A 23,977-nucleotide genomic window follows, 5' to 3' on the forward strand; every position below is an offset into this window, starting at 1 on the left:
AGCACAGCTATTAGTAAAAAACGACGTCCTTTAAATAATTTATTCAACTTATTACCCCCTTTTATTTTCGTACAACATATGTGAAACACATTACCAGATTAATCCAGTAATGGAGTTTCTGAATTTAATTTCCCTTTGAATGATTCAATCGCAGTTCTTGCATAGCCATTACTTGCAGACAATGCTTCTTTTGCTTCTTCCAACGTAACTCCAGCTTTGATCATTACAATCGCTGGCTTGACTTCATGATTAGTCTGTTTTAATACGTCTTCTGCAATATCATAGGAAACATTTGTTATTTCAATGATGTTTTGTTTAGCACGCTCTTTTAATTTATAGTTGCTTGCATGTACATCTACCATCAAATTTTCGTACACTTTTCCAAGCTTCACCATTGTCGTCGTGCTAATCATATTCAAAATCATCTTATGCGATGTAGCCGCTTTCATTCTTGTTGAACCGGTCAATACTTCTGGCCCTACAACAACTTCAATCTCACAATCTGCATATCTACTAATTAATGAATCTTTATTGCATGAGAGAGATATCGCATATGCTCCCATTTTCCGGGCAAATTTCAAGGCACCGATTGGATAAGGGGTTCTTCCACTAGCAGTAATTCCAATGACCACATCCTGTTTGGAGAGCTTCCTTGATTTTAGATCAGCTTCCCCCTGTGCTTCATGATCTTCAGAACCTTCTATTGCTTGGAAAAATGCATTATTTCCACCAGCCATAACTGTTTGCACCATCTCTGGCGGGCTCATAAATGTAGGGGGACATTCCGATGCATCCATTACTCCTAATCTTCCACTCGTACCAGCACCCACATAGAAAAGTCTTCCACCTTTGGAAAGAGCAGTTACAATTCGTTCCACAGCAACTTCCACTTTAGGCAACACCATTTCAACCGCTTCGGCAACCTTCTTGTCTTCTTCATTCATTAGCTTTAGCATTTCATAGGTAGACATCTGATCGAGGTTCGTACTATTCTGATTTCTCTGTTCAGTAGTAAGATTGGTTAATTCCATTTGCATGAAGATCTCCCCTGTTAGTAGATTCGGTAATTACGATTAATTAAATAATAGTAATTACATTAATTTTCTTAATTTTATTTCATTATAGGTCGACTGAATTATTTTGTCAATATTTCTTTTTATTATAGTAATATAATTTCACTAATAATTTAAAACGCCCTGTTTTTTAAAATCTTATAGGTATTGCCATAAATCTATAAACTCCGAAGTAACTGCTGGTTGATTTCTATCAGTATGTAGAAACTTCGGCGACCGCTCTGGGAAATACACTGCGCTTTCCACGGGCGGCTGGTGAGCCCCTTCATGCTGACGCATTTCAGTGTCTCACCTATGCCTCTCTTCCCGTTGGAGTCTCCGTGTATTTCCCGGAGCTGGTGTTAAGCCTACAAAAGATTAACAGCTTAGTGATATTAGATAAAAATCGTATCACAACTTTACCAGTCCGGGTGAGCGGAGGGCGGTGACTCCTGCGGGAAAAGCACGTGTCCGAAGACCCCGCAGAGTGGTCTTCTCGAGGAGGCTGAGGCCGTGCCCGCGGAAAGCATCCGCCCAGAGCGATCACGGACGGCGGGAAAAGCAGTTACTTCGCATTTTTTCTCCACTCCGCAATACTTTAATAGCAACAATCCATTTTCAATCGGACGAGTAACCGCAGACAAACAATTTAAGAGCCCTAAAAAAAAGAAGCTATATCCGTTTCATTTCTTAAAAAAGGATATGGCTTCTCTCGTTTCATCTAAATGTCGAACGGTCTCCTCATATTGAACAGATGCTAAACACATAAATAATATATCGATTACCTGCAGTTGTGCGATTCGGGAAGAGGTTGCACCACTTCGTATGGTTGCTTCCTTTGCAGCAGATGTATGTAATTGAATATCGGAGTAATTCGACACCAATGAATTCCCGTATTTTGTAATACTAATTGTCGTTGTGTTTTTATGTTTTGCAAGCTTTAATAGTCTTGCAACTTCTTCTGTATTCCCTGAAAAAGAAATGCCAACTACCACATCATTCGGTCCTTTATTCGCAATGGATGTTGCAGCCATATGCGCATCAGAAAATGCATACGCATTCTTATTAATTCGTAAAAACTTCTGTTCAGCATCTTTTGCAGCAATATAGGAAGCACCAACACCGAAAAAGATGATAGCTGGTGCATTCTCCAATGCCTTTACAGCCGCTTGCAAATCTTCTTCATTCATTATATCTGCAGTTTCTTTAAGTGTTTGTATCGTATTGGTTGTTACTTTATCAATAATATTTTTAAAACCCTCATTTGGCTCAATATCCCGATATTCCGTTACAACCTGCTTCTGTAAATCACCAGCAACTCTAATCTTAAGCTCCTGAAATCCACGAAAGCCTAATGATTTACACAAACGGATAACTGCAGCACTACTTGTTTTACTTTTTTCACCAAGCATTAAGGCTGTCAGAAGAATGGACTCCTCAGGATTTTTCAATATGTATTCCGCTATTTTTTTCTCGGAAGGTGGCAAGCTGTTTACCATATCCTTTAAAATTACTAGTCCGCCTTTAATATGAGACATTCCTTCACCTTCTTATCTATTGGATTGTACCCTTTATATTTTTAATCATTTCCTTCGTAGGAAGCTCTCCCTGCATAACATAGGCACCGATTAGTGAACCACCCACTGGAGGCATCTCAGGGAATACAACAGTTGTATGGGGATTTTTACTTAGGCTCTTCTTTATTAATTCAGAAATAGCCTTTTCGCTAAAAACACCTCCACATAATACGACTTTCACTATGTCATGTTCAGAAAATAATTTTTTATATAATGTTTCAACACTGTAGGTTATTTCCTCAATCACATTTGCAATGATTTCCTCAGCCACGGGATCCTGTTTGTGGTAGGATTGTATTACTATTTTCGAAAGAGCTGAAATTTCATTTTTGGGTCTTGGTGATGTATATATCTTTTGAATCAAATCTTGGCCATTGTCTGCATTAAAATAGGTAAACATTAACTGGGACATGACCGTAGCTGGACCTCTCCCGTCATAGGCCTTTAACACTGCCATCATTCCTTGGCGTCCTATATCATAGCCACTACCCTCATCACCTAATAAATACCCCCAACCACCAACACGATCATGCTTCAGACTGCTGTTAATTCCGTATGTAATGGATCCTGTACCGGATATTTGAACAATCCCAGGCTTTCCGTATGTACCGGAATAAAGAGCGTTAATCGTATCTGGTTCTACTACAACAGACGTAGATGCTGGGACAAATCGTTGAATCATTTCTTTCAAGAAAATCTGGTTAGCTTTATTACCAGCTCCAGCAATACCAGCGAACAGATACGTAATCCTTTGAAAGCTAGCGGGCACTTGTTCTTCCAAAGAGCTGAATAAATTTCTGAATGTTTTTTCAAGCTCTTGTTTTGAGGATGAATTCGGATTTGTAGAGCCTGTTCTTGTCTGTGCTAAAATATTCCCATTTCTGTCCGCTATTGCAGCGACCGTTTTTGTCCCACCACCATCAATACCCATTAGAAATTCCACCGAGTCACCCCCTAGCTACATTATATAATATTATGTTATAAAAAAATACTCTTACTGAAATTTAATTTCAAATAACATAAAAAAAGAGAATACAGTGCTAGGACCCCACTGTTTCCCCAATCATCTCGCATGCTTCCTTTACAAACGCTTCACATCGCACCTTATCTTTTGCATCCGGCTCGAGTTCTACTTTCAAACGGGTTGGGACGAGCCTTGCACCAAGATGAACCAATCGATCACCCATCATTTCAATGGACTCACAGAACACATCATAAAACGATTCTCCTGAACCAAACACGCCAATTAACCTGTCTTTAAGATCTATGTTATCCAGATCATCATAGAAATGCTCCGCCTCAAAGGGAATCTGTCCATCATCTGCAGAGTGTGTACCAATCAACACCAAGTCATAATCAAGTAGTTCCTCCACATCGATGGAATCGAATTCAAATGATTTCGTTACAACATGGTAGCGATGACTTTCAAGATAGGAAACCATTGCATCGGCAATCATCTCCGTATTACCGGTTGAGCTTGCATAAAGTATAAGCACCTTATTCATTGCTTCCCCTCCATTCAAGATTATTATCTAACTCCATTTTACTGATAATGATAATCATTTTCAATTAGTTCCAAGAATTTAACACAAAACTATGTCCGAAATGTGTACAACTGAGCAAGGTGCCTGTCACTCCCCGGATTTTGTCGAACAAAAAAAGAGCCTTAAATTTGGCTCTTTTTTGGTCGTATACGTACCGAATCGCGACAAACAATCCGATGAGGGATGATAATTCGCTTAGCGGGCTCTTTTTCATTAATTGTTTTCTCAATTAACGCTTTCGCTGACTGCGCACCCAACTGTTGAATTTGAATATCAACAGTTGTTAAAGCTGGGCGGGTTATTTCTGATAAGTAAACATTATTGAAGCTTACCAATGAAATATCCTGTGGCACATTAACCCCTGATTCCTCTAGCATGCTCAACACACCGAGACTCATTAAGTCATCACTTACGACGATACCGGTTGGACGTTTTTCTAATGCCAGCAAATTTTCTACCGCTTCTCTGCCCCCGGACTTTAAAAATTCAGTGTGTATCTTATACGTCTCTACAACTTCCAATCCAGCTTCCTTCAATGCCGCTTCATATCCTGATTCCCTGTCCAGCGTAACGAAAAGCTCTTTTGACCCACCGATAAATGCAATTCTTTCATGGCCGTGGTCAATCAAATATTTCGTTATTTCTTTTCCTGCACTGAAGTTATCGTTATCCACATGTGTAATTTCATTAATATTTTCATATGGCTTTCCGACTATTAGAAATGGAAATTCATTTTCGCGAAGGAAATTCATCACGCGGTCATTGATTCTGGAATAGAGCAAAATAACTCCATCAACATAACTCCCATGTACCATACGCTGAACCTCTTCAAATATTTCTTCCTCTGTCTGACCACTTGATAGTGTCATGGAATATTGCATCCTATGTGTAACAGAACCGACTCCTCTCAAAATCTCTGGAAAGAAAGGATTTTGCAGTGCCTTATCAGCAGATGATGGCATAATAACACCAATTGCCTTTGTCGATTTAGCTACGAGATTGCGGGCACTGATATTCGGATGGTAGCCAAGTTCTTTCAATGACTTTCTGACTTTCTTTTTCGTCTCCGGACTTATCCGTGGATTGTCCGCAATAACCCTGGATACAGTAGAGGGCGATACACCTGTTGCCTTTGCTACATCTTTGATTGTTACCATTTCTCTCTCACCCTCTACTATTAATTTAGATTTTCAAGCTTAATTTATCAATATCTCGACTTATTTCACCGTTGATTATAACATTTCCCCCTTCTCTTAGCCCAATTATATTAACGATAATTTCGTTATATTCTGGTGTATAATCACCGTTTTTATTTCGCACGCTTACTTCAACCGTATTTATATGCGAAGTAACTTCTACATCCATTTTAAGATAGCTGCCGTCCTCATAAGCAAATGTTTCTCCATCATCATCATAATAGGTGAACGCGTATGTCTCATCACATTCCCCTGCATAAATCTCCATGCTAATGTTTTTTGATGTCTTATCAGCATTTGAATTCCATTCCCCTAGCATGATTGCTGTTCCTGCTTTCACAAAAATAGGCATATCTTCCAACTCTGCATGGATTAGATGCAGTTTCTCACCAGTGTACTTTTTACCTGTTGTAAATTCTATCCAATCACCAGCAGGTAAATATACGGTCCGATCTGTTGTAGATGGTGTTAATATTGGTGCTATGACAACATTATCACCAAACATAAACTGATCATTCAAATTATAGGTTTTCGCATCGGAAGGGTATTCCATTAATAGCGGACGCATCACTGGCAACCCTCGTTTGTTCGCTTGATAAAATAACGAATAAAGCTGAGGCATCCATTTATATCGCATTTGAATATATTTTTTCATAATCGCTTCATACTTTTCACCAAATTGCCATGGCTCCTGATATAGTGTTCCAATTGCTGAATGATTGCGGAAATATGGTGTGAATGCTCCAACCTGTGTCCAACGGGTTAGTAATTCAGCATTTGTATCATGGGCAAAGCCACCGACATCCGGACCGGTAAAGGGGACACCCGATAGCCCCAGGTTCATCACCATTGGCAGGGACATTTGTAAATGTTCCCAAAAACTGCGATTATCTCCGGTCCAAACCGATGCATAACGCTGAACTCCCGCATAGCCAGCACGGGTCAGTATAAATGGACGTTTCCCCTTAAGCTGCTCTTTCATCCCTTCATATGTCGCCTGCCCCATAAAAAGACCGTAAACATTATGAAGCTCACGATGCGTTGTCGGTTCCCCATCATTCCGGTGCATAACAGATACATCCATCGTTTTCGTTTCATTAAAGACTGCAGGTTCATTCATATCATTCCAAATACCCTCTATTCCGATATTTGTGTAAAATGCATGCTGGTCACCCCACCATTTACGAGCTTTTCCATCTGTGAAATCAGGGAATGCACTATCACCTGGCCAAACTTCCCCAAAATAGATATCACCCTCCATATATTTACAAAACAGATCCTCTCTTACACCCTCCTGATAAATCGGATATTCCGAATCTTTTTTTACACCCGGGTCCACAATTGGTACAATTCGGATACCCATTTCCTTCAAGTCACAAATTAATTTTTTTGGATTCGGAAAACGTTCCTTATCAAAGGTAAAGACTCGGTAGCCATTCATATAGTGAATATCCAAATGAATGACATCGACTGGAATGTCATGCTCTACAAAGCTTTTTGCAAGCTCTCGCACTTCCGTTTCTGTTTCATAGCTGTAACGTGATTGATGGTAGCCAATTGCCCACTTCGGTGGTAAAGGCATTCGGCCAGTTAGGTGTGTATATTGCTCCAAAACTGCTTTTGGTTCCGGTCCGGCCATCACATAATAGTCAATTTGGCCACCTTCAGCAGAAAAGGAATAATAGTTAGATGCTGTCTTCATATCAAATTTGGTCCGAAATGTATTGTCAAAAAACACACCATGTGCTCTGCCATGACGTAATGTCATGAAATAGGGAATAGACTCATACAATGGATCAGTCTCTGGATTATGCGGAGCATAAACATCCGTATTCCACATCTCGTATTTTTCTCCTCGCTTATCAAGATAACCGGATTTTTCACCAAACCCATAGAAATGATCATCTTCATTCATCTCTTTAAATACGGTTACTTCTCCATTTTCACGATAAGCCATTCCCTTATCACCTTCAGCGACAATCACACGGTCCTGATCATCCATTACCGTTATCCTAAAAGGTGCTTTTCTAATAATAAGTACCAGATTATTAGTTTTAAGTCTTAAAACTTCTTCTGAATTTACTTCTGTAATCCTCAAGTCCCCTGGAGTAACATGAACTGTCTTTGAAACATGAAGCTTTGGTTCAGTCTTTTGATTCATAGCCACTCGCACAATTGAATCAGTATAAAATTGAACAGCTACATTTCCATTTTCACATGAAAATAGATAGGTGTTATCAGATTCTGTATGATTCAATACATTTCCAATATCCCGGTAAACTACTGGTCCAGATTGTTGCTCCATCCCTGGATGAATGGCAAAACTAGTATCTTTAAGCATCGGTTTTCCTCCTGTGCATATATAAGTTAGTCTGTTTTTTCTTCAGATTATCCCTTTATACCCCCTGCAGTTAATCCTGTAACGAAATATTTTTGCAGTAGTAAAAATAATATTGAGATTGGAACTGCGATTAATACAGCACCCGCAGCAAACAAAGTAAACTCATTACCAAACTGCTTAGCTATCATTTGGTAAAGACCTACTGCCAATGTATAATTTTCTTCTGAACGAAGAAGAATCCTTGCTAAAATAAAGTCCGTGAATGGAGCAATAAAAGTGAACAATGCCACTACCGCTATTATAGGTTTAGCAAGAGGCAGTATTATTTGCCAAAAAATCCTTAAATGTCCTGCACCATCCATTCGTGCAGATTCATCCAGTTCTTTTGGTAGCGTATCAAGATAACCCTTCATAAGATACGTATTCATTGGGATCGACCCACCAGTATAAATTAATATTAAACCTAAGTGAGTATCCAATAAACCAGTTAATGATGCTAGTACATATATTGCTATTAACGCTGCAAAGTTAGGAATCATTTGTAAAATTAAAAATGTCATCAGCCCATTCTTTCTCCCAATAAAACGATAGCGAGAAAACGAATACGCTGCCAGGCTGACCAGAATTACGGAAAATATCATTGTAATCACACAGACTTTCAATGTATTCCAATACCATAATAAATAATCACTTTGTTGCGGATCAAAAAGTTCCTTATAATGTGCAAAAGTCGCATTTTTCGGAACTATACTGGATCCTGACAAACTATTTCCCGGATTGAAAGACGAACCAACAATCCATAGTATTGGAAATAGAATAATAATCATCATCGTAAAAATAACTATATAAGACAACGTTAAACGTATGATTTTTTGCTTATTCGTATTCATTTTACATCATATCCTCTTCTTGGAAGGATTTTGTTCTTCTAAACTGCCATAAAGCTACAATGATAACTATTAATGATAAAATCATTGTAATTGCAGCAGCCTTTCCATATTGAGCAGAATTCATCGTTAATGAATAGATCCAGGAAATTAATATGTCTGTTCCACCTGCATTTTGACCTGGTACTGCCGGTCCCCCGCCATTAAATAGATAAATGGCATTAAAATTATTAAAGTTACCAGTAAATTGAGTAATCAAAATAGGTGCCGTTGAAAAAAGAATAAGCGGCAATGTTATACTCCTAAACTTTTGAATAATGGTTGCACCATCTACATCTGCGGCCTCATATAATTCAGAAGGAATCGACTGCAATACCCCGGTAGTCATAGCAAATATAAACGGAAATCCAAGCCATGTTTGAATAAATATTAATGCCAGTCGAGTATACATAGCATTGGTCATCCATGGAATGCCATCTATCCCAAAGAATGCCAGGATATCTCTGTTAATTGTTCCAAAGGTTTCATTAAACATGCCTGCAAAAACCAGTAAAGAAACAAATGCAGGTACTGCCCATGGCAAAATAAAAATAGTCCGGATAAGTCTTTTAAACTTAATATCTGGCTGATTCATTATGACTGCCAATAAGATCCCTAACCCAATTTGTAGTGTAGTAGCTGCAAATGTCCAGACAATTGTCCATGCAAAAACACTAAAAAAAGTTTTGCGCCAAATTGGAATTTTAAATATATCAACAAAATTTTGAAACCCAATCCAATCTACCAAATTTGCTGGTGGCGAATGGTATAAACTATAATTTGTAAATGATAATAAAATGACAAATAATATAGGGAAAATGACAACAAAAACCATTAACAAAAATCCCGGGGACATCATTAAATAAGGAAATCCGTTATCTATCAGTGTGTGATATTGTTCTCGAAGACCATTTACCTTTTCAGAGGTATCACGTTTTCTTCCAACTTTATATGCATCATAAAAATTAAAGGCATATATCCCCAAAAACAAAATAGTTATGATAACTGTGAGTATACCTTCAATTAGTAAAAATATAGAGTGGTCATACTGAGGATCAACACCTAATGTGATTAACCCCCAGAAACCATATTGAAATAAATCACGAAATGCAATAAAAAATGAAATGGTTAACACAAGAAGTATCAAACCTTTATAAACTTGTTTATTATAAATTTGACCGAGACCAGGAATAATTGAAAGGATTAAAGCTATTTTTCTTTTATTCTTTTTATGTTCTGTGTCAGTCTGTAACATCAGAGTTCCACCTTTCAGAACCATTTCCTAATGATAAGCAGTATCTCAGGGGCTATGTTGAGATACTGCTTTTAATCATTTAATTGCCTGTATGATTCAATTCAATTTGATCAGCTATTGAGGATTGCGCTTCATCCAATGCTTCCTTAGGATCAGATTTGCCAGTGGCAATTAATTGCAATGCTTGTGCCATAGGTTCCCAAACCTCGGACATTTCTGGAATGTTTGGCATAGGTATTGCACGTTGAGACTGTATCGCTACAGCTTGGGCACCCTCATTATCTGCAATAATTGGGTCCTCTATCAATGTCTTCACAGGAGGAATTTCATTTGTTTCTTCAAACCGGATTTTAGCGTTTTCTTCATTTGCTATCCACTCTATTAATATAGTTGCCCATTCTTTATTATTAGAAAAGCTTGATAGATGCCAACCCTTAACACCCATAAACGTTATTGGGTACTCTCCATTAGGGAGTTTAGGCATTGGCGTAACCCCGTAATCCATTCCTATATCCTTAAGTGTCTGGAATGCCCATGGCCCATCCATTACAGAGGCAACCTTTCCTTCCTGGAATAAACCATCTTTTGCAGATCCGCCACTTTCCCCAACAATACCTGAAGGGAAAATCTCTTCATACCACTGTTGGATATACTCAGCACCTTCTACAGCTCCTTCGTTATTCACCCCTAAATCTTGTGGGTCAGGGACTCCTCCATCATCTCCAAATACATAACCACCGTAACCTTGTAATACCGAATTTGCAAAATAGAAATTATCCCATAATGCCAAATAACCATATTGATCACTGCCAGCCAATTCCTTAGAAAACTCAAATAACTCATCGAAAGTTTCCACCGGCTCTGCCATAAGTGCTTTGTTATATATAAATACTGGCGTTTCTGTTGCTTTTGGTAGGCCATATAATTGACCATCATATGTTTGCGCCATAATTGATGATTCCGTATAGATATCAGTAATGGATGATTCGACTTCCAATGGAGCAACTAATCCTTCTGTAACAACCTGACCTATCTGATCATGTGGTAGAGTTATTATGTCCGGCCCTTGACCCGATGGTCCATCAAGTCTCATTTGTTCACGGATTTCTGTTGCCATATCCATTTCTCTATATTCGACTTTGATACCATATTCCTCTTCAAAGCTTTCAATTGCTGCATCTAAACCAATACCCTTATCTTTATCTTCCCAGATTACTAGTTTTCCTGGTTTTTCTTCTTCCACTGAATCTCCATTGTCACCACTATCCGTAGCGCCACTTTCTTCACGTTCAGGAGCACACGCCACTAAAACAGCTATAAAAAATAATGAAACTAGTAAGACCAACCATTTCCTCATATTAACCCCTCCTATTTTATATGTAATCGTTTTCAATTTATTGTTTGTGAAAACGATTGCACATCAACAACTTTAATTATACATACGGAATTATTAATTGCAATGAAAATTTTAACAATTTTTATTTCTCGAAGATATAGATTATGTTAGAATATATTTATGCGATAAGCGTTTATAAATATCCACAATAGTTTTTCTATTATTTATGTAGAGAAATAGCATTGTTTCTTCACATCGTTTACTGGTACTATAGTTCTATCAACTATGCAAACGATTGCTCATATTTAATATGAAATATTTTTTATAAGGGGAGTATCTAAAGTGCTGAAAGAAGCCATTTACCACCGACCGAAAAATAACTATGCTTATGCAATCAATGAGAAATCGTTACACATTCGACTACGCACAAAAAAAGATGATGTAAATTTTGTTATGCTCATAAATGGGGATCCAAATGACTGGACTGACAAAGGATGGCAAGCCGACCGTAAAAAAATGCTGCTCCAGGCATCTGATGGATTATTTGACTATTGGATAGTGGAGGTCACCCCACCATTTCGCCGACTGAGGTATGGTTTTGAACTTTTCAGCGAAGAAGAAAAAATAGTTTATACAGAAAAGGGCTTTTACGACAATGCGCCATTTGATGATGTTGCCTATTATTTCTGCTTTCCTTTTTTGCATTCAGCTGATTTATTTCGGGCGCCTGAGTGGGTAAAGGACACAGTGTGGTATCAAATCTTCCCGGAGCGTTTTGCAAACGGTAATGTAAAAAATAATCCCGAAAATGTATTATCTTGGGGTAGTGCTCCTCCTTCTCCTACTAATTTTTTTGGCGGAGATTTTGAAGGTGTTATAGAGCATTTGGATTATCTCGTTGACCTAGGAATAAATGGCCTCTATTTCACACCAATATTTACAGCACATTCAAACCACAAATACGATACCATTGATTACATGGAGATTGATCCTCAATTCGGAAATAAAGAGACATTTCGTCAGCTGGTTGATGAATGTCATAGGAGAGGAATCCGCGTTATGCTTGATGCGGTATTTAATCACAGCGGATATTACTTTGCCCCATTTCAGGATGTATTGAAAAATCAGGAAGAATCAAGGTATAAGGATTGGTTTCATATTTGGGATTTTCCGGTAACCCCTGAACCAAAACCAAATTATGATACGTTTGGTTTTGTCGGATCAATGCCGAAGCTAAATACGGAAAATCCAGAAGTCAAGAATTATTTATTAGATGTAGCCCGTTATTGGATCAGCGAATTTGATATTGATGGCTGGCGTCTTGATGTTGCAAATGAGGTTGATCATAATTTTTGGAGAGAGTTTAGAAAAGAAGTAAAGAGTGTAAAAGAGGATGTTTATATTCTAGGTGAAATTTGGCATGATTCTATGCCATGGTTACAGGGTGACCAATTTGATGCAGTGATGAACTATCCATTTACCATTGCTGCTCTTGATTATTTAGCCAATGACAAAATAAATGCCGAATCATTTGCAAATCAAATCACAACTGTTCTGTTCTCCTACCCTGAAAATGTAAATGAAGCAGCATTTAACTTGTTAGGTAGTCATGATACCCCTCGGGTTTTAACATTATGTAACAATAATAAACAAAGGGCCAAACTACTTTATTTACTACAATTATCATTCAAGGGTACACCTTGTATCTATTATGGCGATGAAATTGGTATGACAGGAAAAAATGATCCTGATTGCAGAAATTGTATGGTATGGGAGGAAGATAAGCAGGATATAAATCTAAAATTATTTATCAAAAAACTAATTCAATTACGTAAATCGGAAGCAGCCTTCGGTAACAAAGGTAACATTCAGATTATTGAATCAAGTGCAGAATCAAACCATCTTGTTTATTCGAAAAAATATAATAACGAAACGATCTATATCATTATAAATCCCGGCAAAACTCCTATAAAAGCAGCTATAAAAGAGGACATTTCTGCTAAAACTATCAAAGACTTATGGAATGATCGTACACTCATCCCAACTGAGGAATCCTTGATAATTGAAACAGGATCAAATGATTTTTCAATAATAAAAGTTCATGAACGTTAATACCGAACACTTTAAAATAACTGTCTTATGGAGTATCTGCCCTAGAACTCAGCAAAAAAATATAGCCATATTGTTGTGAAAAACTAATCTATCGGAAAGATAAGAGTGGGAAATTATTTTTTCACTCTTTTTTTGATTTAAACAAAGCACTCAGTCTTTATGTTTTTAATATACATTTCTTTTAGTGATAGTTTTCATTAGAGATGCTCCCAAACTGAAACTCTCCTTCCTCCCCCTTTCCTATTACAACACTTACGGGAAATATAGCAGTAAATCATAAATACACCTTCATTAGGATTTTATTCCTATTGGAAAGAACAATTTCAATGTGTTTCATTCCGGATTTGATTACAGACTGACCTGATTATCCAATTGCCAATCTCAATAATTTGTCCGGTCTCTTCTGCCAATGGAATAAATTCACTTGGCGAAACAATACCCCAGTTTGGATGGTTCCAACGAAGTAAAGCTTCTGCACTGTCTACTTTACTTATTGTTGTATTTACACAGGGCTGGTAGAAAATTCGCCTAATCCCAATCCCATTAAAAAGAACCCATAAGCTGAATCATCGCAGGCCCCAATAGAATGATAAATAAGGTAGGGAAAATAAATAATACCAATGGAAACATCATTTTAATTGGAGCTTTCATTGCCGCTTCTTCAGCCTTTTGTCTTCTATATTCGCGTATTTCCTCTGTCTGCACACGTAAAACAGAAACCATTCCAATACCTAGTTTTTCCGCCTGTACGATATTATAAATTAATGCTCTCAATTCATCCGATTCAAGGCGATCATTAATCGCGTTTAATGCTTGTTTCCTTGTTTTCCCTAAACGCATTTCTTCCAAAGATACCTTAAATTCTTTAATAACTTCCCCATGTTTTTTGGAAACAACTTGGCTTAATGCGGCATCAAAGCCTAGCCCAGCTTCAAGGCTTATTGTTAATAAGTCAAGAATATCCGGAAGTTCTTTTCCAGCTAACTGGCTCCTTTTTTTAATCGCCTTTTTTAAAAACTGCTTTGGTAATATAATTGCTACTGCAAAACATACAAAGAAAATAAGAAAGATATACTGCAGTTCCACGTTTAAAAGGAGGCCTATTCCCCCACCAATTAAAGGCATTACCAAGGTTATCGTAATCTGCAGCATTTTAAATCCTACCGGGCTAAAACCAAATGGCTGACCCGCTTTCAACAGCAGATGCTCGAGCTTGGATGCCTCTTCTTTCCCTAATCTTTTTGTGTATTTCCGTTTAAATGAAATCCAAGTAGGTTGCACAACGCGCTCATAAAAGGAAAGTTCTTCTTCCTCCATATCTGCTTGGTACGATGGTGTATTCATGACAAAATAAGTTTGTATTCTATTTTGAATATGTCCTTTTCTTTCTGCTTTCATACCGACTACAGCATAGGTTAACAAGCATACAAATATAAAAAAACTACCATATAAAGCCATCCATTTTACACCTCGATTGTCGTAATTTTACGTATCAATATAAAACCAATAATACCACCTATAGCACCAGCTATTAGCATTCCTATCCCAATTGGATTTGTAAATAGTGTTCCAATATATTCTGGATTCATCAAGTAAATAACGAAACCAAGTGCTACCGGCAGAAGACTGATAATCATACCAGATAAACGTCCTTGCGCTGTAAGTGTTTTAATTTGATTCTGGATTTTAGAACGTTCCCTGATGGTCTCAACAATTTTATTTAGTAGAAAAGCCAGATTTCCTCCTACTTGTCTCTGGATAATGATTGCTTCTACCATTAATTCCAAATCTTCACTAGGTATTCGATCTTTCCATTCCACCAAAGCATCTTCAAGGCTAGTTCCATAACGCATTTTCTTTAATACTAGCTCTGCTTCTTCCTTAATCGGGGAATAGGATTCTTCTGCTACCATTTGCAATGATTGAGGTAAACTGAATCCCGCTCGTAAGGAGCCAATGATCGAAGTAATCATACTCGGTAACCCCATATTAAATTGTTTTATCCGCTTCTTTTCTTTCGTTTTCAGCCATAGAGGTAGAAATTGAAATCCAAAAATGAAACCAATAATGGAAAAGAGCAAATGACCCATTAGTAGATGAAACAACCCTCCAGCAAAAACTGCTGCCAGCCATTGAAAAGCAGCAAACTCTTCTGGCTTGATCGGAACTCCAGCTACACTTAACCTTTGATCCAAGCTGTTTTTTTTCTTGCTTTGTTTTTTATTTTTCATTAAAAGCAGTGTTAGCTTATGGTTCATCTCTTTAAGTATTTCTTTAACAGAAAATTTCTTTTTAACGACTTTATCTTTGCTGCCACTTTTAGTATAACGAGCAAGACTAATTGCCATGAGAAAAAGAAAACTTGTGATAAACACGGAAAATATCAATATTAACATCATATTAATTCTCTACCTTTTCAGTAAATACAGAAGTTGGAAGATGTATCCCTTCATTTTCCATCCGCTCGTAAAATTTGGGACGGATACCAGTTGGAACTAGCTTTCCTAATATCTTGCCATTTTCGTCAAGACCAAATTGCTTGAAGGTAAAAATATCCTGCAGCACAATAATATCGCCTTCCAAACCTTGTACTTCCGTGATATTCGTAATGCGGCGTGTACCATCTTTTAATCGGGACTGTTGAATAATTACATCCAATGCCCCTGCAATTTGCTCACGAATTGCTTTGACTGGTAATTCCATTCCAGCCATCAATACCATTGTTTCTAATCGAGCAACCATATCCCTTGGACTGTTGGAGTGCCCAGTGGCAAGTGATCCATCATGCCCTGTATTCATGGCCTGAAGCATATCCAGTGCTTCCCCTCCACGAACTTCACCGATAACAATCCGATCTGGTCTCATACGCAGCGAATTTCGAACAAGATCACGGATGGAAATCATTCCTTTTCCCTCAATATTAGGTGGTCTTGTTTCTAAGGAAACGACATGCTCCTGACCAAGTTGTAACTCTGCAGCATCCTCAATCGTTACAATCCGATCTCTATTGGAAATAAACGAAGATAATACATTTAATGTAGTCGTTTTACCTGACCCTGTACCGCCACTTACAAAAATATTCAATTTTGCTTCCACACAAGCCTTCATGAAATTAGCCATTTCCTCGGTTAACGTACCAAATCCAACTAAATCACGGATTGTAAATGGATCCTTGGAAAATTTACGAATCGTTATTGTAGGTCCATTTAATGCCAATGGGGGAATAATCGCATTTACCCTTGATCCATCCATCAACCGGGCATCCACCATTGGGCTGCTCTCATCAATTCGTCTGCCAAGCGGTGCAACAATCTTCTCCAGCACTGCCATCACATGCTCATTGTCACGAAACTTAATATTTGTTAGCACCAATTTACCGCCCTGCTCTGCATATACATGTTTTGGTCCATTAACCATAACCTCGGTCACACTCTCGTCAAGCAATAACGGGTTGATTGGACCATATCCTGTCAGATCATTTTTTATTTCTTCCTTAAGAATATTCCAGTCATTTATGTTGGTTAAGCCTTCATTTTCATCCAGAATTTCGGATATAATGGAATCAAGATCCGCAACAATTTTATCAATATCTTCATCATTTCGTTCTTTTATAATGTATTTAAAGATAAGATTTTTTAATTCAAAGTAGTCGTTGGTCAGCTCAGGAGTATGATCCTTCTCAACAGCTGATGAAATAGCATTATCAAATAAAATCGTTTCTTCCTTTGGTAATACTACTTCTTCTTTTGGAACTTCTATTATCGTCTTTTCAGTAATTTGCTCTTGACTCTTGGATTGAATCCGTGCTAATAAACTCATTTTTTCTCCCCCTCGACCTATAACCTTTATTCGTAAACTTTGAGAAAATACCGAAATTGCCCTTCTTATTTGAATGGTAAAGGTTAAGACTTTCAGCTAATTTTTCCATTTCTTTGGAGAAAGTTAATTTTGGGTGACTGGACACAATTGGTACTCCCATGTCCAGGGAAAGATCAATGTGCTTATCCACAAATGGCAAAAAGAATGCTTGTTCCATATTTGTGAGCTCTGCCATATCTTTTGATTTGATAACAGTATTTGAAGTAGCTTTATTCAATACTAATCGGGCTTTATCTTTTAAACCGAGCATACTTAGTGTTTCACTCAAAAGCTTTGTATTTTTTAATACCGCCATTCTTGGTGTACCGACCACTAAAATAAGATCTGCCTTTTCCATTAGTTGAATATTTAAGTCGTTTAAACCTGCTTGTGTTTCAATTAACAATACCTCTGTATTGTTATGCAGTGTATCAATGATTGAATTCAGAAAATCAGGAGTAATCAATTCTGCATATTCTGGCCTGTCAGGTGCAGGTAAGACATGTACACCAGATTCATGATTCATGACATAAAAATGGATATTATCTTTATCCTTACGCTCCGCTAGATCTTTAATAGTAAGCGTTGGATGAAGATCGAAAGCCAACGCTATATCTCCAAACTGAAGGTCTGCATCAATGACAGTAACTTTGACATGTTCCTTTGCCAGAAGTGCTGCCAAGTTAGCCGTTATAGTCGTTCTACCAACTCCACCAACAGCACTACAGACTGCAATCCGTATGATATTAGGTTTCTCTGTCATGTCAAATCCCTCCGTAACGTTATTCTTGTTCGCCTTTTATGATTCGGCTGCTGATCCAGCCATTTTCTTTATCCGTTGTCTCTACTTCTAGCCAAATTCTTCCATCCTCATCCGTTTCCTGGTTGTGAAGGAGTAACAGTGATGTCTCTTCTTTAACGATTTCGATTGGAGGCGCCGATAAACTTGCTGACTTGCGGATAATAGATTCAGCAGGAATGGTAATGATGTTACTGTCTGTTTCTGTGATTTCCTGATCTGATTCTGGAGTTGATTTTTGATCTACTGTCTCTTCGTTAACGTCAGACTTACTGTATAACACTAATTGAAGTGCACCATGTGCATCTGCATTAATTAGCTTTACCGTATCATCCTGATCAAGCTCTAACGTGACTGCTTGATATAATACGATTGCATCCGCTATTTGCTTTTCAATCATTCTTTCGCCAACAGCCAATACACGGACTTTCTCCAGAATGATTTTTGTTTCTATGTTTTTATCAGAGGTTAAAACTACGTCAACATAATCCTCTGGATGAATTAAATTGGAAACACCTGTGACATAAGTTACTTCTGTAGAAACCGCTCGATATCCTTCATTAATTTTCCGTGATACAACTTCTTTTTCTTCCTCTTTTTCTTGTATCCGGTGGTTCATTAATACTTCATCTTGTTTTATATCAGCGGTAGTGTACTGATTTATTGCCATCGTTATATCCTGTATCATTTCAGCATGAACTTGATCAGTTGGCATTTCCTTTACTATGATTTGCTCTTGTAAGATTTGCTGATCTTGTGGTATGTCTGTAGCTGCAACAACTACTTCCGTCATTTCTATTACTGGTTCGGAAGCACTCGTACCTTCTGCTTTATTATTTATAAACATATAAAATAAGGCCGTCGTAATAATCCCTGATAGGATAGCAAGCAGTAGTACCTTTTTTGGTTTCAATTATAAACACCTACTCTACTAATTTGATTGCATATGCACCACGGTCTGCAGGACTGTTCTCGCCTGTAATTCCAGGTCCAGTGCGTTTAATGAAAATCCCTTTAACCGAGTCGTCTGTATTGCTCATCGGCTGTGTAATATAAAAATAAGCAAACCCGGTGATTTTTACTTTTTTCATTTGGTTTGAAGTCTGTTCGTAAGGTTTATATACAACAACCAGCATTACTCTTGGACAATCCCGATGCTGGTATTCACCGTCAGGATATGGACAATTACTTATTCTGTAATTTATTCCACTTCTTGTAGCCCCTGCTATATTCCCTGTCTGTGTATTAACAATATCGCCAACTTTTAAATCTTCATCGAAGCCATATGTTAAGCTATCCTCATATGTTTTCGCACCTGGGCCCTCCAGTGCGAGAACACCAAAGTTTCCACTTACAGAATCACCTGCATCCACTTTCAATTCATAGGTTTGTCCATTAACAAGTTCTACGGATTCATCGATACCAAGTGGGACAGCTCCCTTCGCTTCTCCCATAGGATTTAAACCTGCTTTTGCATCTGCCTCAATGGGTATAGAATCAATTCCAAATAAAGTGGCAAAGAAAAGCGGGACATCTTTTGCAAGTTCTACATGCAGTTGGCTTGTTTCCATATTTACCTGTGATAGACTTTCCACTTCATCATGTGATGCCAGTATTTGATTAACTACTTCATTTACATTAGCTTCCGAATTTACAATTTCCTGTGCACCTGATAATGCAGCTGCATTTGCCGTTTTCTGAAGATGGCTTTTAGATACAAATAAATTCCCACCGTCGATAACAAGTCCAACCATAGCAATCATCGCACTCATTGCTAATGCCATAAGAATGATCGCATTTCCATCTTCACTTTTTTTCATCTTCTTATAAAAAGATCCCATTCTGTTCACCTCATTCAACCCGTATCGTGGAATCTGTTTTTACAGTATACGGAATGGCCGCTTCTCCAAGTACATTCATAAATTCCTCTGGGTAGGCTATTGTTACCGTGACATAATCGCCGGCTTTCCGAACACTTTCTCCTGGTGTTACCGATACTTCCAGTTTGGAAGCATCTCCATTAAACTGTGTCATCGCATAGGTGCGGATATCTTCATCCCCTTGACCCAAACCACCAATTCTCACCGCTTCCTGTGCAACCATTTCAAGCTGAAGATGGGTATATAGTATTCTTCCAAAATCGAAAATTCCTACCAATAACATTAATAAAATTGGTAGAATCAATGCGAATTCTACCAACGATTGGCCATCTTGCTTCCTGATCATAGGAAACTCACACCTTGTATAAATAACAATAGAAATGCTCCACCAACAATGGCAACACCGTATGGATAGGTAGCCGTTAACGACCCTCTTGAAATGCCACCTTTTAATACAACGCCATTCTTTAAACTAGATAGAAAGTAAATCATAGACTTTAACATTCCACGACGGAATAAAATAATTGCAATTGCCATTAGAGCACCAATAATTGCGATATAAATAAAAGATTGAAAAACAAATGCTGATCCTTTAATTGCACCAATCAGAGCAAGCAGTTTAACATCTCCAGCTCCCATGCCACCCATAAAGTACGGGATAAGCAATAATCCAAAACCTATCAAAAAACCAATGAAAGAATGGCTAAGACCTTCCCAACCACCAGTTGTGAAGTGGTAGATAAATGTGATTAAAAGTGCCGGGTATATTACTTTGTTGTAGATCATTCTGTTTTTAATGTCTGTAATTAAACATATTAGTAAAATAATAATAAGGAAAATATCAATCATGAGGTCCATCCTTTCATTCGTGGTTTGATAAAAAAGATAAAAAGATCCTATTAAGACATAGGACCTTTTTTAGTTATTATACTGCTGGATTTGCACCTGAAAGTTTATCTAAAACTTCTTGGAATATTCCAGTGAGTTCTGGTGCAAACAATACCAATACCCCAATCACCGCTACTGAAATCAGTCCTAAAATCAAACCATACTCTGTCATTCCTTGACCTTTTTCTTCTATAAATAATCCTTTGATTTTGTTTAACATTAAAATCGCTCCCTTAATATATGTTTTATTTTATTTTCTATTTGACCTTCTCGTAATCCTTGTCAACAAAACTTTACAGCTTGACCACTGAACGTGGGTGTATCTTTAATTGTCCCAGCAGGAAATTCAATTACTGAATATGCACCCGAAAACCGTTTACCAATTTTACCTGGTTCGAGATTTTCTTCGATTCCTACGATCTCATTTTCTTTATTAAGATATAAAATATCAATGCTATATTTCATGAAAAACGTATGGATCGATGGACAAGGCGATATATGAAGACCTGTATTTTCAGGCATGCTCTTTGTCAGCATTAATCCTTTAAATCGCGGCCAGAACGTATAAGCTCCTTTTACTTTTCCAGCAATTACCTGTTCTGTCTGGGAATTAATTAATTTGATGTGTCGCACCTCCCGTTCCTTGTGGTGTTGGTGTAACTTGTTGACTAACTTACAATCCCTATTATGCATTGCTTAAGACTTTATAAATATCCCCCACTGTTCCTGTTATTTATCGAGACGCTCGAATAGGAATGCATTCCTATAGCTATGATTTCTGTAGTCTATCGATAGGACCATAAAAGAGCACATAAAAAAACCTCCCATTGATTGGGAGGTTTAACTAGAGTGATATTTTAACTGATAGACCTTAGATATAGCATGGGCCCGGTCAGGCACATCAAGCTTTTGAAAGATTTTTGTCACATGGTTCTTTACCGTATGTCCGCTTATATAAAGCTCTTGGGCAATTTCCTTGTTATTGAGCCCCTGAATGACAAGATCAAGTACCTCCTGCTCTCTTGGTGACAGATCCATTTCCTTAATTGTACTTGTCACGGAGTCAATCTTCCGTTCTATTGGAAGTTTATCCAAGTCGATTTCTTCTTCAACAACCCGACTTTCCATTATGAACGTTATAAACGTTTGAACGGTACCATTACCAAGAATTTGCTTAGGGATTGCCTCGATTGAACCGCTTCGACTATACATCATTGCCAATGCAAATACTTGTCCCCCGATACTAGCCTCTTCCCATGGTAATGTCTTGCTCCCCATCAATGCTTTTCCTTCCTTGACAATCATATCGATTCTCTTCTCAGGAAAGATATCTCGAATGAATTCCGGCGTATAGTAGGATAATTGGCATGCATGGATAATTTCTTTTATTACCGATGCATCCAAGCCAAGATGCATCGCATACTTGCCAGCAAGGTTTGCGGCATTCTCCGCTTCGGCATATGCTTCTTTGTCAAATTGTTCAATTGCCCGAAAAAGCGTATTTACTTGTTTCTCTTCGTATTGATCTTCTTCCTTACCGGCCAATTGCAGCGAAACTCCCCCAATAATGGAAAGCGTCTCTAAATAATTGATATGTTCCTGAAGCTGTGCTTCCGATTGTTTGGATATGCCTACACTTAGTATACCAACTACCTGTCCTCTGTTAAATAACGGACATTCAACGACACGATCTCCATTTTCAGTTACTTGGACCACTGAAGTTTGTTTTTCACGAGAATCTTCATCAAAAAAGCGTTTTGCAACGTCTTTTGCATACTCTCCGATATTACCTTTCGCTTTTCCACGGGAAATGAGCTTCACTTTCTCATTTTTGATATCTCTTAAAACAAGGCAAGAAAAAGTCCCTTCTACTAGATTAAGACCTATATCTACTAAAATATAGACGATTCTTTTTATATCTGGAGCAGCTACCATTAGTTTCGATATTTCAATAAGTGATGATAACCGGCGAAGCTGCTCGTCGTTCTCACTTTGCAGATGATTGATAACCGAATGAGCTTCCAGCATGATCGCAAATGTTTTCGCTATTTCCAATTCACTACTTGAAAAGCCTTCCTTATGTATATTCCCGCCAAATAATAGTTTCGTTGAACCATCATGTTGCTTAATCGGATAACATAGAAGTGATTTGGGCTTAAATTGATGTCTCTTAAAAAAGATTGATCTTGGATCCTTATCAATATTTTCCCAGAAGGCAAATTCACCTGTTAAAAGCACCCTTCCTAAAAACCCTTCCCCTGGAGAGAATTGAGCTCCCTGAAAAGAGTCTATTCCTTCTCCAATCACTTCTGTTACCACAAATGAATTGTCCTGTTCTTCTGCGAGACCGAGAAATTCAAATACCTTTTTACGGTGGAAAAAATCATGTAATAAATGGGTGATACTACGATCCCTTTCTTGTACACCCTGATGAAATAGTTCATTTTGTAAAGCAAAAATAGAACGATCAGTCTTCTCCGTAAGTAATTGAGAGATGAGCTTTCCAACTTTTTTCATCCAATCTTTCCATACCTGTTTTGCAGAAATGGTAATGAGTGGTGTGTTAGCTAAAATCGCTTCCCATTGTATATCCTCATCTGGATATATAGCGTTCAACTGTTCAAATATGAGATCTTGGGTTTCATCCTCAATCATTAAACCTGCGAATAAATTATATTTTTTTTCATTCTCCAGCGAGATGGAAGTCGTCAGTACATACACTCCCGGAAAAACATCATAAAAAACAGGTGTATGGATGGACCATGCCTTTTGTGTACTACGCTTTATTTTTGTAAATATATTATCCTTTTCCAGATTTAGGAGCTCGTTACATAATTCATTGTCACCATCAGGAGACAGAACGATTTCCTCGTTTTCGTCTGTCAGCCATATCGTGAAGCCATACTTCGCTGCATATACGGATTGTACTTCCTCGAGAAGTTCCAGATTCTCATTCATATACGATCCACTTCTTCTGCAAAGTCGATATCCTGAATGATTTTCGGTTCCTTATAGCGGTACAATGGGGATATTTCATCGCCAAGCATTTCCAGAATCCCTTGTTTCTCTAACTGTTCAATAATCGGAAGAATGTCATCTGCTTTTCTTCCCAGTTTAATGCTTAATCCTTCAACCGTTTCAATCATGTATGGATTGGATTGAAACAGTATGGTGCATTCCATTTGCAGCGGTATCTTTTCTTTACTTACCATA

The 23,977-nt window shown here is 37.8% G+C and carries 23 protein-coding genes; 1 reads left to right on the forward strand and 22 read right to left on the reverse strand.

What is annotated here, in order from left to right; all coding sequences use genetic code 11:
• Positions 1–98 precede the first annotated feature (98 nt).
• From murQ to ACHABU_RS04820, 9 genes are all read right to left on the reverse strand, one after another.
• Entirely contained in the window at positions 99–1,031 is a 933-nt protein-coding gene (gene murQ / locus ACHABU_RS04780) for an N-acetylmuramic acid 6-phosphate etherase (protein ID WP_435763674.1), read from the reverse strand.
• A gap of 704 nt (positions 1,032–1,735) precedes the next feature.
• Positions 1,736–2,590, reverse strand: a complete 855-nt coding sequence (locus tag ACHABU_RS04785) for a MurR/RpiR family transcriptional regulator (RefSeq protein WP_435762824.1) — start codon at positions 2,588–2,590, stop codon at positions 1,736–1,738.
• Positions 2,591–2,606: 16 nt separating this feature from the next.
• Positions 2,607–3,572 carry an N-acetylglucosamine kinase gene (locus tag ACHABU_RS04790; protein ID WP_435762826.1) on the reverse strand — a complete coding sequence of 322 codons (966 nt, stop codon included), beginning with the start codon at positions 3,570–3,572 and terminating at the stop codon, positions 2,607–2,609.
• 97 nt (positions 3,573–3,669) lie between these two features.
• A complete protein-coding gene (locus tag ACHABU_RS04795) occupies positions 3,670–4,134 on the reverse strand; it encodes a flavodoxin domain-containing protein (protein ID WP_435762828.1) in 465 nt (154 codons plus the stop codon).
• Positions 4,135–4,295: 161 nt separating this feature from the next.
• Positions 4,296–5,330 (reverse strand): LacI family DNA-binding transcriptional regulator, encoded by a 1,035-nt coding sequence (locus ACHABU_RS04800; RefSeq protein WP_435762831.1) that lies wholly within the window; start codon positions 5,328–5,330, stop codon positions 4,296–4,298.
• 25 nt (positions 5,331–5,355) lie between these two features.
• Positions 5,356–7,710 (reverse strand): glycoside hydrolase family 31 protein, encoded by a 2,355-nt coding sequence (locus tag ACHABU_RS04805; protein WP_435762833.1) that lies wholly within the window; start codon positions 7,708–7,710, stop codon positions 5,356–5,358.
• 47 nt (positions 7,711–7,757) lie between these two features.
• Complete coding sequence (locus ACHABU_RS04810; RefSeq protein WP_435762836.1) at positions 7,758–8,600, reverse strand: sugar ABC transporter permease; 843 nt, start codon at positions 8,598–8,600, stop codon at positions 7,758–7,760.
• A 1-nt stretch (position 8,601) separates the two neighbouring features.
• Positions 8,602–9,891 (reverse strand): ABC transporter permease subunit, encoded by a 1,290-nt coding sequence (locus ACHABU_RS04815; RefSeq protein ID WP_435762839.1) that lies wholly within the window; start codon positions 9,889–9,891, stop codon positions 8,602–8,604.
• A 79-nt stretch (positions 9,892–9,970) separates the two neighbouring features.
• Positions 9,971–11,248, reverse strand: a complete 1,278-nt coding sequence (locus tag ACHABU_RS04820; protein ID WP_435762841.1) for an extracellular solute-binding protein — start codon at positions 11,246–11,248, stop codon at positions 9,971–9,973.
• A gap of 321 nt (positions 11,249–11,569) precedes the next feature.
• Here ACHABU_RS04820 and ACHABU_RS04825 point away from each other — a divergent pair, with 321 nt between their 5' ends.
• Entirely contained in the window at positions 11,570–13,339 is a 1,770-nt protein-coding gene (locus ACHABU_RS04825) for a glycoside hydrolase family 13 protein (protein WP_435762843.1), read from the forward strand.
• A gap of 323 nt (positions 13,340–13,662) precedes the next feature.
• On the opposite strand, the gene ACHABU_RS04830 is transcribed toward ACHABU_RS04825, so the two are convergent.
• The 13 genes from ACHABU_RS04830 to ACHABU_RS04890 form a co-directional block, all read right to left on the reverse strand.
• On the reverse strand, positions 13,663–13,878 hold the full coding sequence (locus ACHABU_RS04830; RefSeq protein ID WP_435763676.1) for an EAL domain-containing protein: 216 nt from the start codon (positions 13,876–13,878) through the stop codon (positions 13,663–13,665).
• A 4-nt stretch (positions 13,879–13,882) separates the two neighbouring features.
• The gene (locus ACHABU_RS04835) at positions 13,883–14,797 is read right to left on the reverse strand and encodes a type II secretion system F family protein (protein ID WP_435762845.1); all 915 of its coding nucleotides are present in this window, start codon (positions 14,795–14,797) and stop codon (positions 13,883–13,885) included.
• 5 nt (positions 14,798–14,802) lie between these two features.
• A complete protein-coding gene (locus tag ACHABU_RS04840; protein WP_435762847.1) occupies positions 14,803–15,738 on the reverse strand; it encodes a type II secretion system F family protein in 936 nt (311 codons plus the stop codon).
• 1 nt (position 15,739) lies between these two features.
• A complete protein-coding gene (locus tag ACHABU_RS04845; protein WP_435762849.1) occupies positions 15,740–17,158 on the reverse strand; it encodes a CpaF family protein in 1,419 nt (472 codons plus the stop codon).
• The gene (locus tag ACHABU_RS04850; RefSeq protein ID WP_435762851.1) at positions 17,109–17,960 is read right to left on the reverse strand and encodes an AAA family ATPase; all 852 of its coding nucleotides are present in this window, start codon (positions 17,958–17,960) and stop codon (positions 17,109–17,111) included. Before ACHABU_RS04850 ends, ACHABU_RS04845 begins: the two co-directional genes overlap by 50 nt.
• A gap of 19 nt (positions 17,961–17,979) precedes the next feature.
• Entirely contained in the window at positions 17,980–18,909 is a 930-nt protein-coding gene (cpaB, locus tag ACHABU_RS04855; protein ID WP_435762853.1) for a Flp pilus assembly protein CpaB, read from the reverse strand.
• A 10-nt stretch (positions 18,910–18,919) separates the two neighbouring features.
• A complete protein-coding gene (locus ACHABU_RS04860; RefSeq protein WP_435762855.1) occupies positions 18,920–19,837 on the reverse strand; it encodes a TadE/TadG family type IV pilus assembly protein in 918 nt (305 codons plus the stop codon).
• A 10-nt stretch (positions 19,838–19,847) separates the two neighbouring features.
• Positions 19,848–20,222 (reverse strand): TadE/TadG family type IV pilus assembly protein, encoded by a 375-nt coding sequence (locus ACHABU_RS04865; protein ID WP_435762858.1) that lies wholly within the window; start codon positions 20,220–20,222, stop codon positions 19,848–19,850.
• The gene (locus tag ACHABU_RS04870) at positions 20,219–20,725 is read right to left on the reverse strand and encodes an A24 family peptidase (protein ID WP_435762860.1); all 507 of its coding nucleotides are present in this window, start codon (positions 20,723–20,725) and stop codon (positions 20,219–20,221) included. Before ACHABU_RS04870 ends, ACHABU_RS04865 begins: the two co-directional genes overlap by 4 nt.
• 76 nt (positions 20,726–20,801) lie before the next feature.
• Entirely contained in the window at positions 20,802–20,984 is a 183-nt protein-coding gene (locus tag ACHABU_RS04875) for a Flp family type IVb pilin (RefSeq protein ID WP_435762863.1), read from the reverse strand.
• Between the two features lie 62 nt (positions 20,985–21,046).
• On the reverse strand, positions 21,047–21,397 hold the full coding sequence (locus ACHABU_RS04880) for a DUF192 domain-containing protein (protein ID WP_435762865.1): 351 nt from the start codon (positions 21,395–21,397) through the stop codon (positions 21,047–21,049).
• A gap of 207 nt (positions 21,398–21,604) precedes the next feature.
• Positions 21,605–23,722, reverse strand: coding sequence for a LuxR C-terminal-related transcriptional regulator (locus ACHABU_RS04885; RefSeq protein ID WP_435762867.1), 2,118 nt, complete (start codon positions 23,720–23,722; stop codon positions 21,605–21,607).
• Entirely contained in the window at positions 23,719–23,976 is a 258-nt protein-coding gene (locus ACHABU_RS04890; RefSeq protein WP_435762869.1) for a hypothetical protein, read from the reverse strand. The genes ACHABU_RS04885 and ACHABU_RS04890 overlap by 4 nt, the downstream gene beginning before the upstream one ends.
• Between the last annotated feature and the right edge of the window lies 1 nt (position 23,977).

It is taken from the genome of Oceanobacillus sp. CF4.6 (assembly GCF_051262635.1).
Lineage (GTDB): Bacteria > Bacillota > Bacilli > Bacillales > Amphibacillaceae > Oceanobacillus.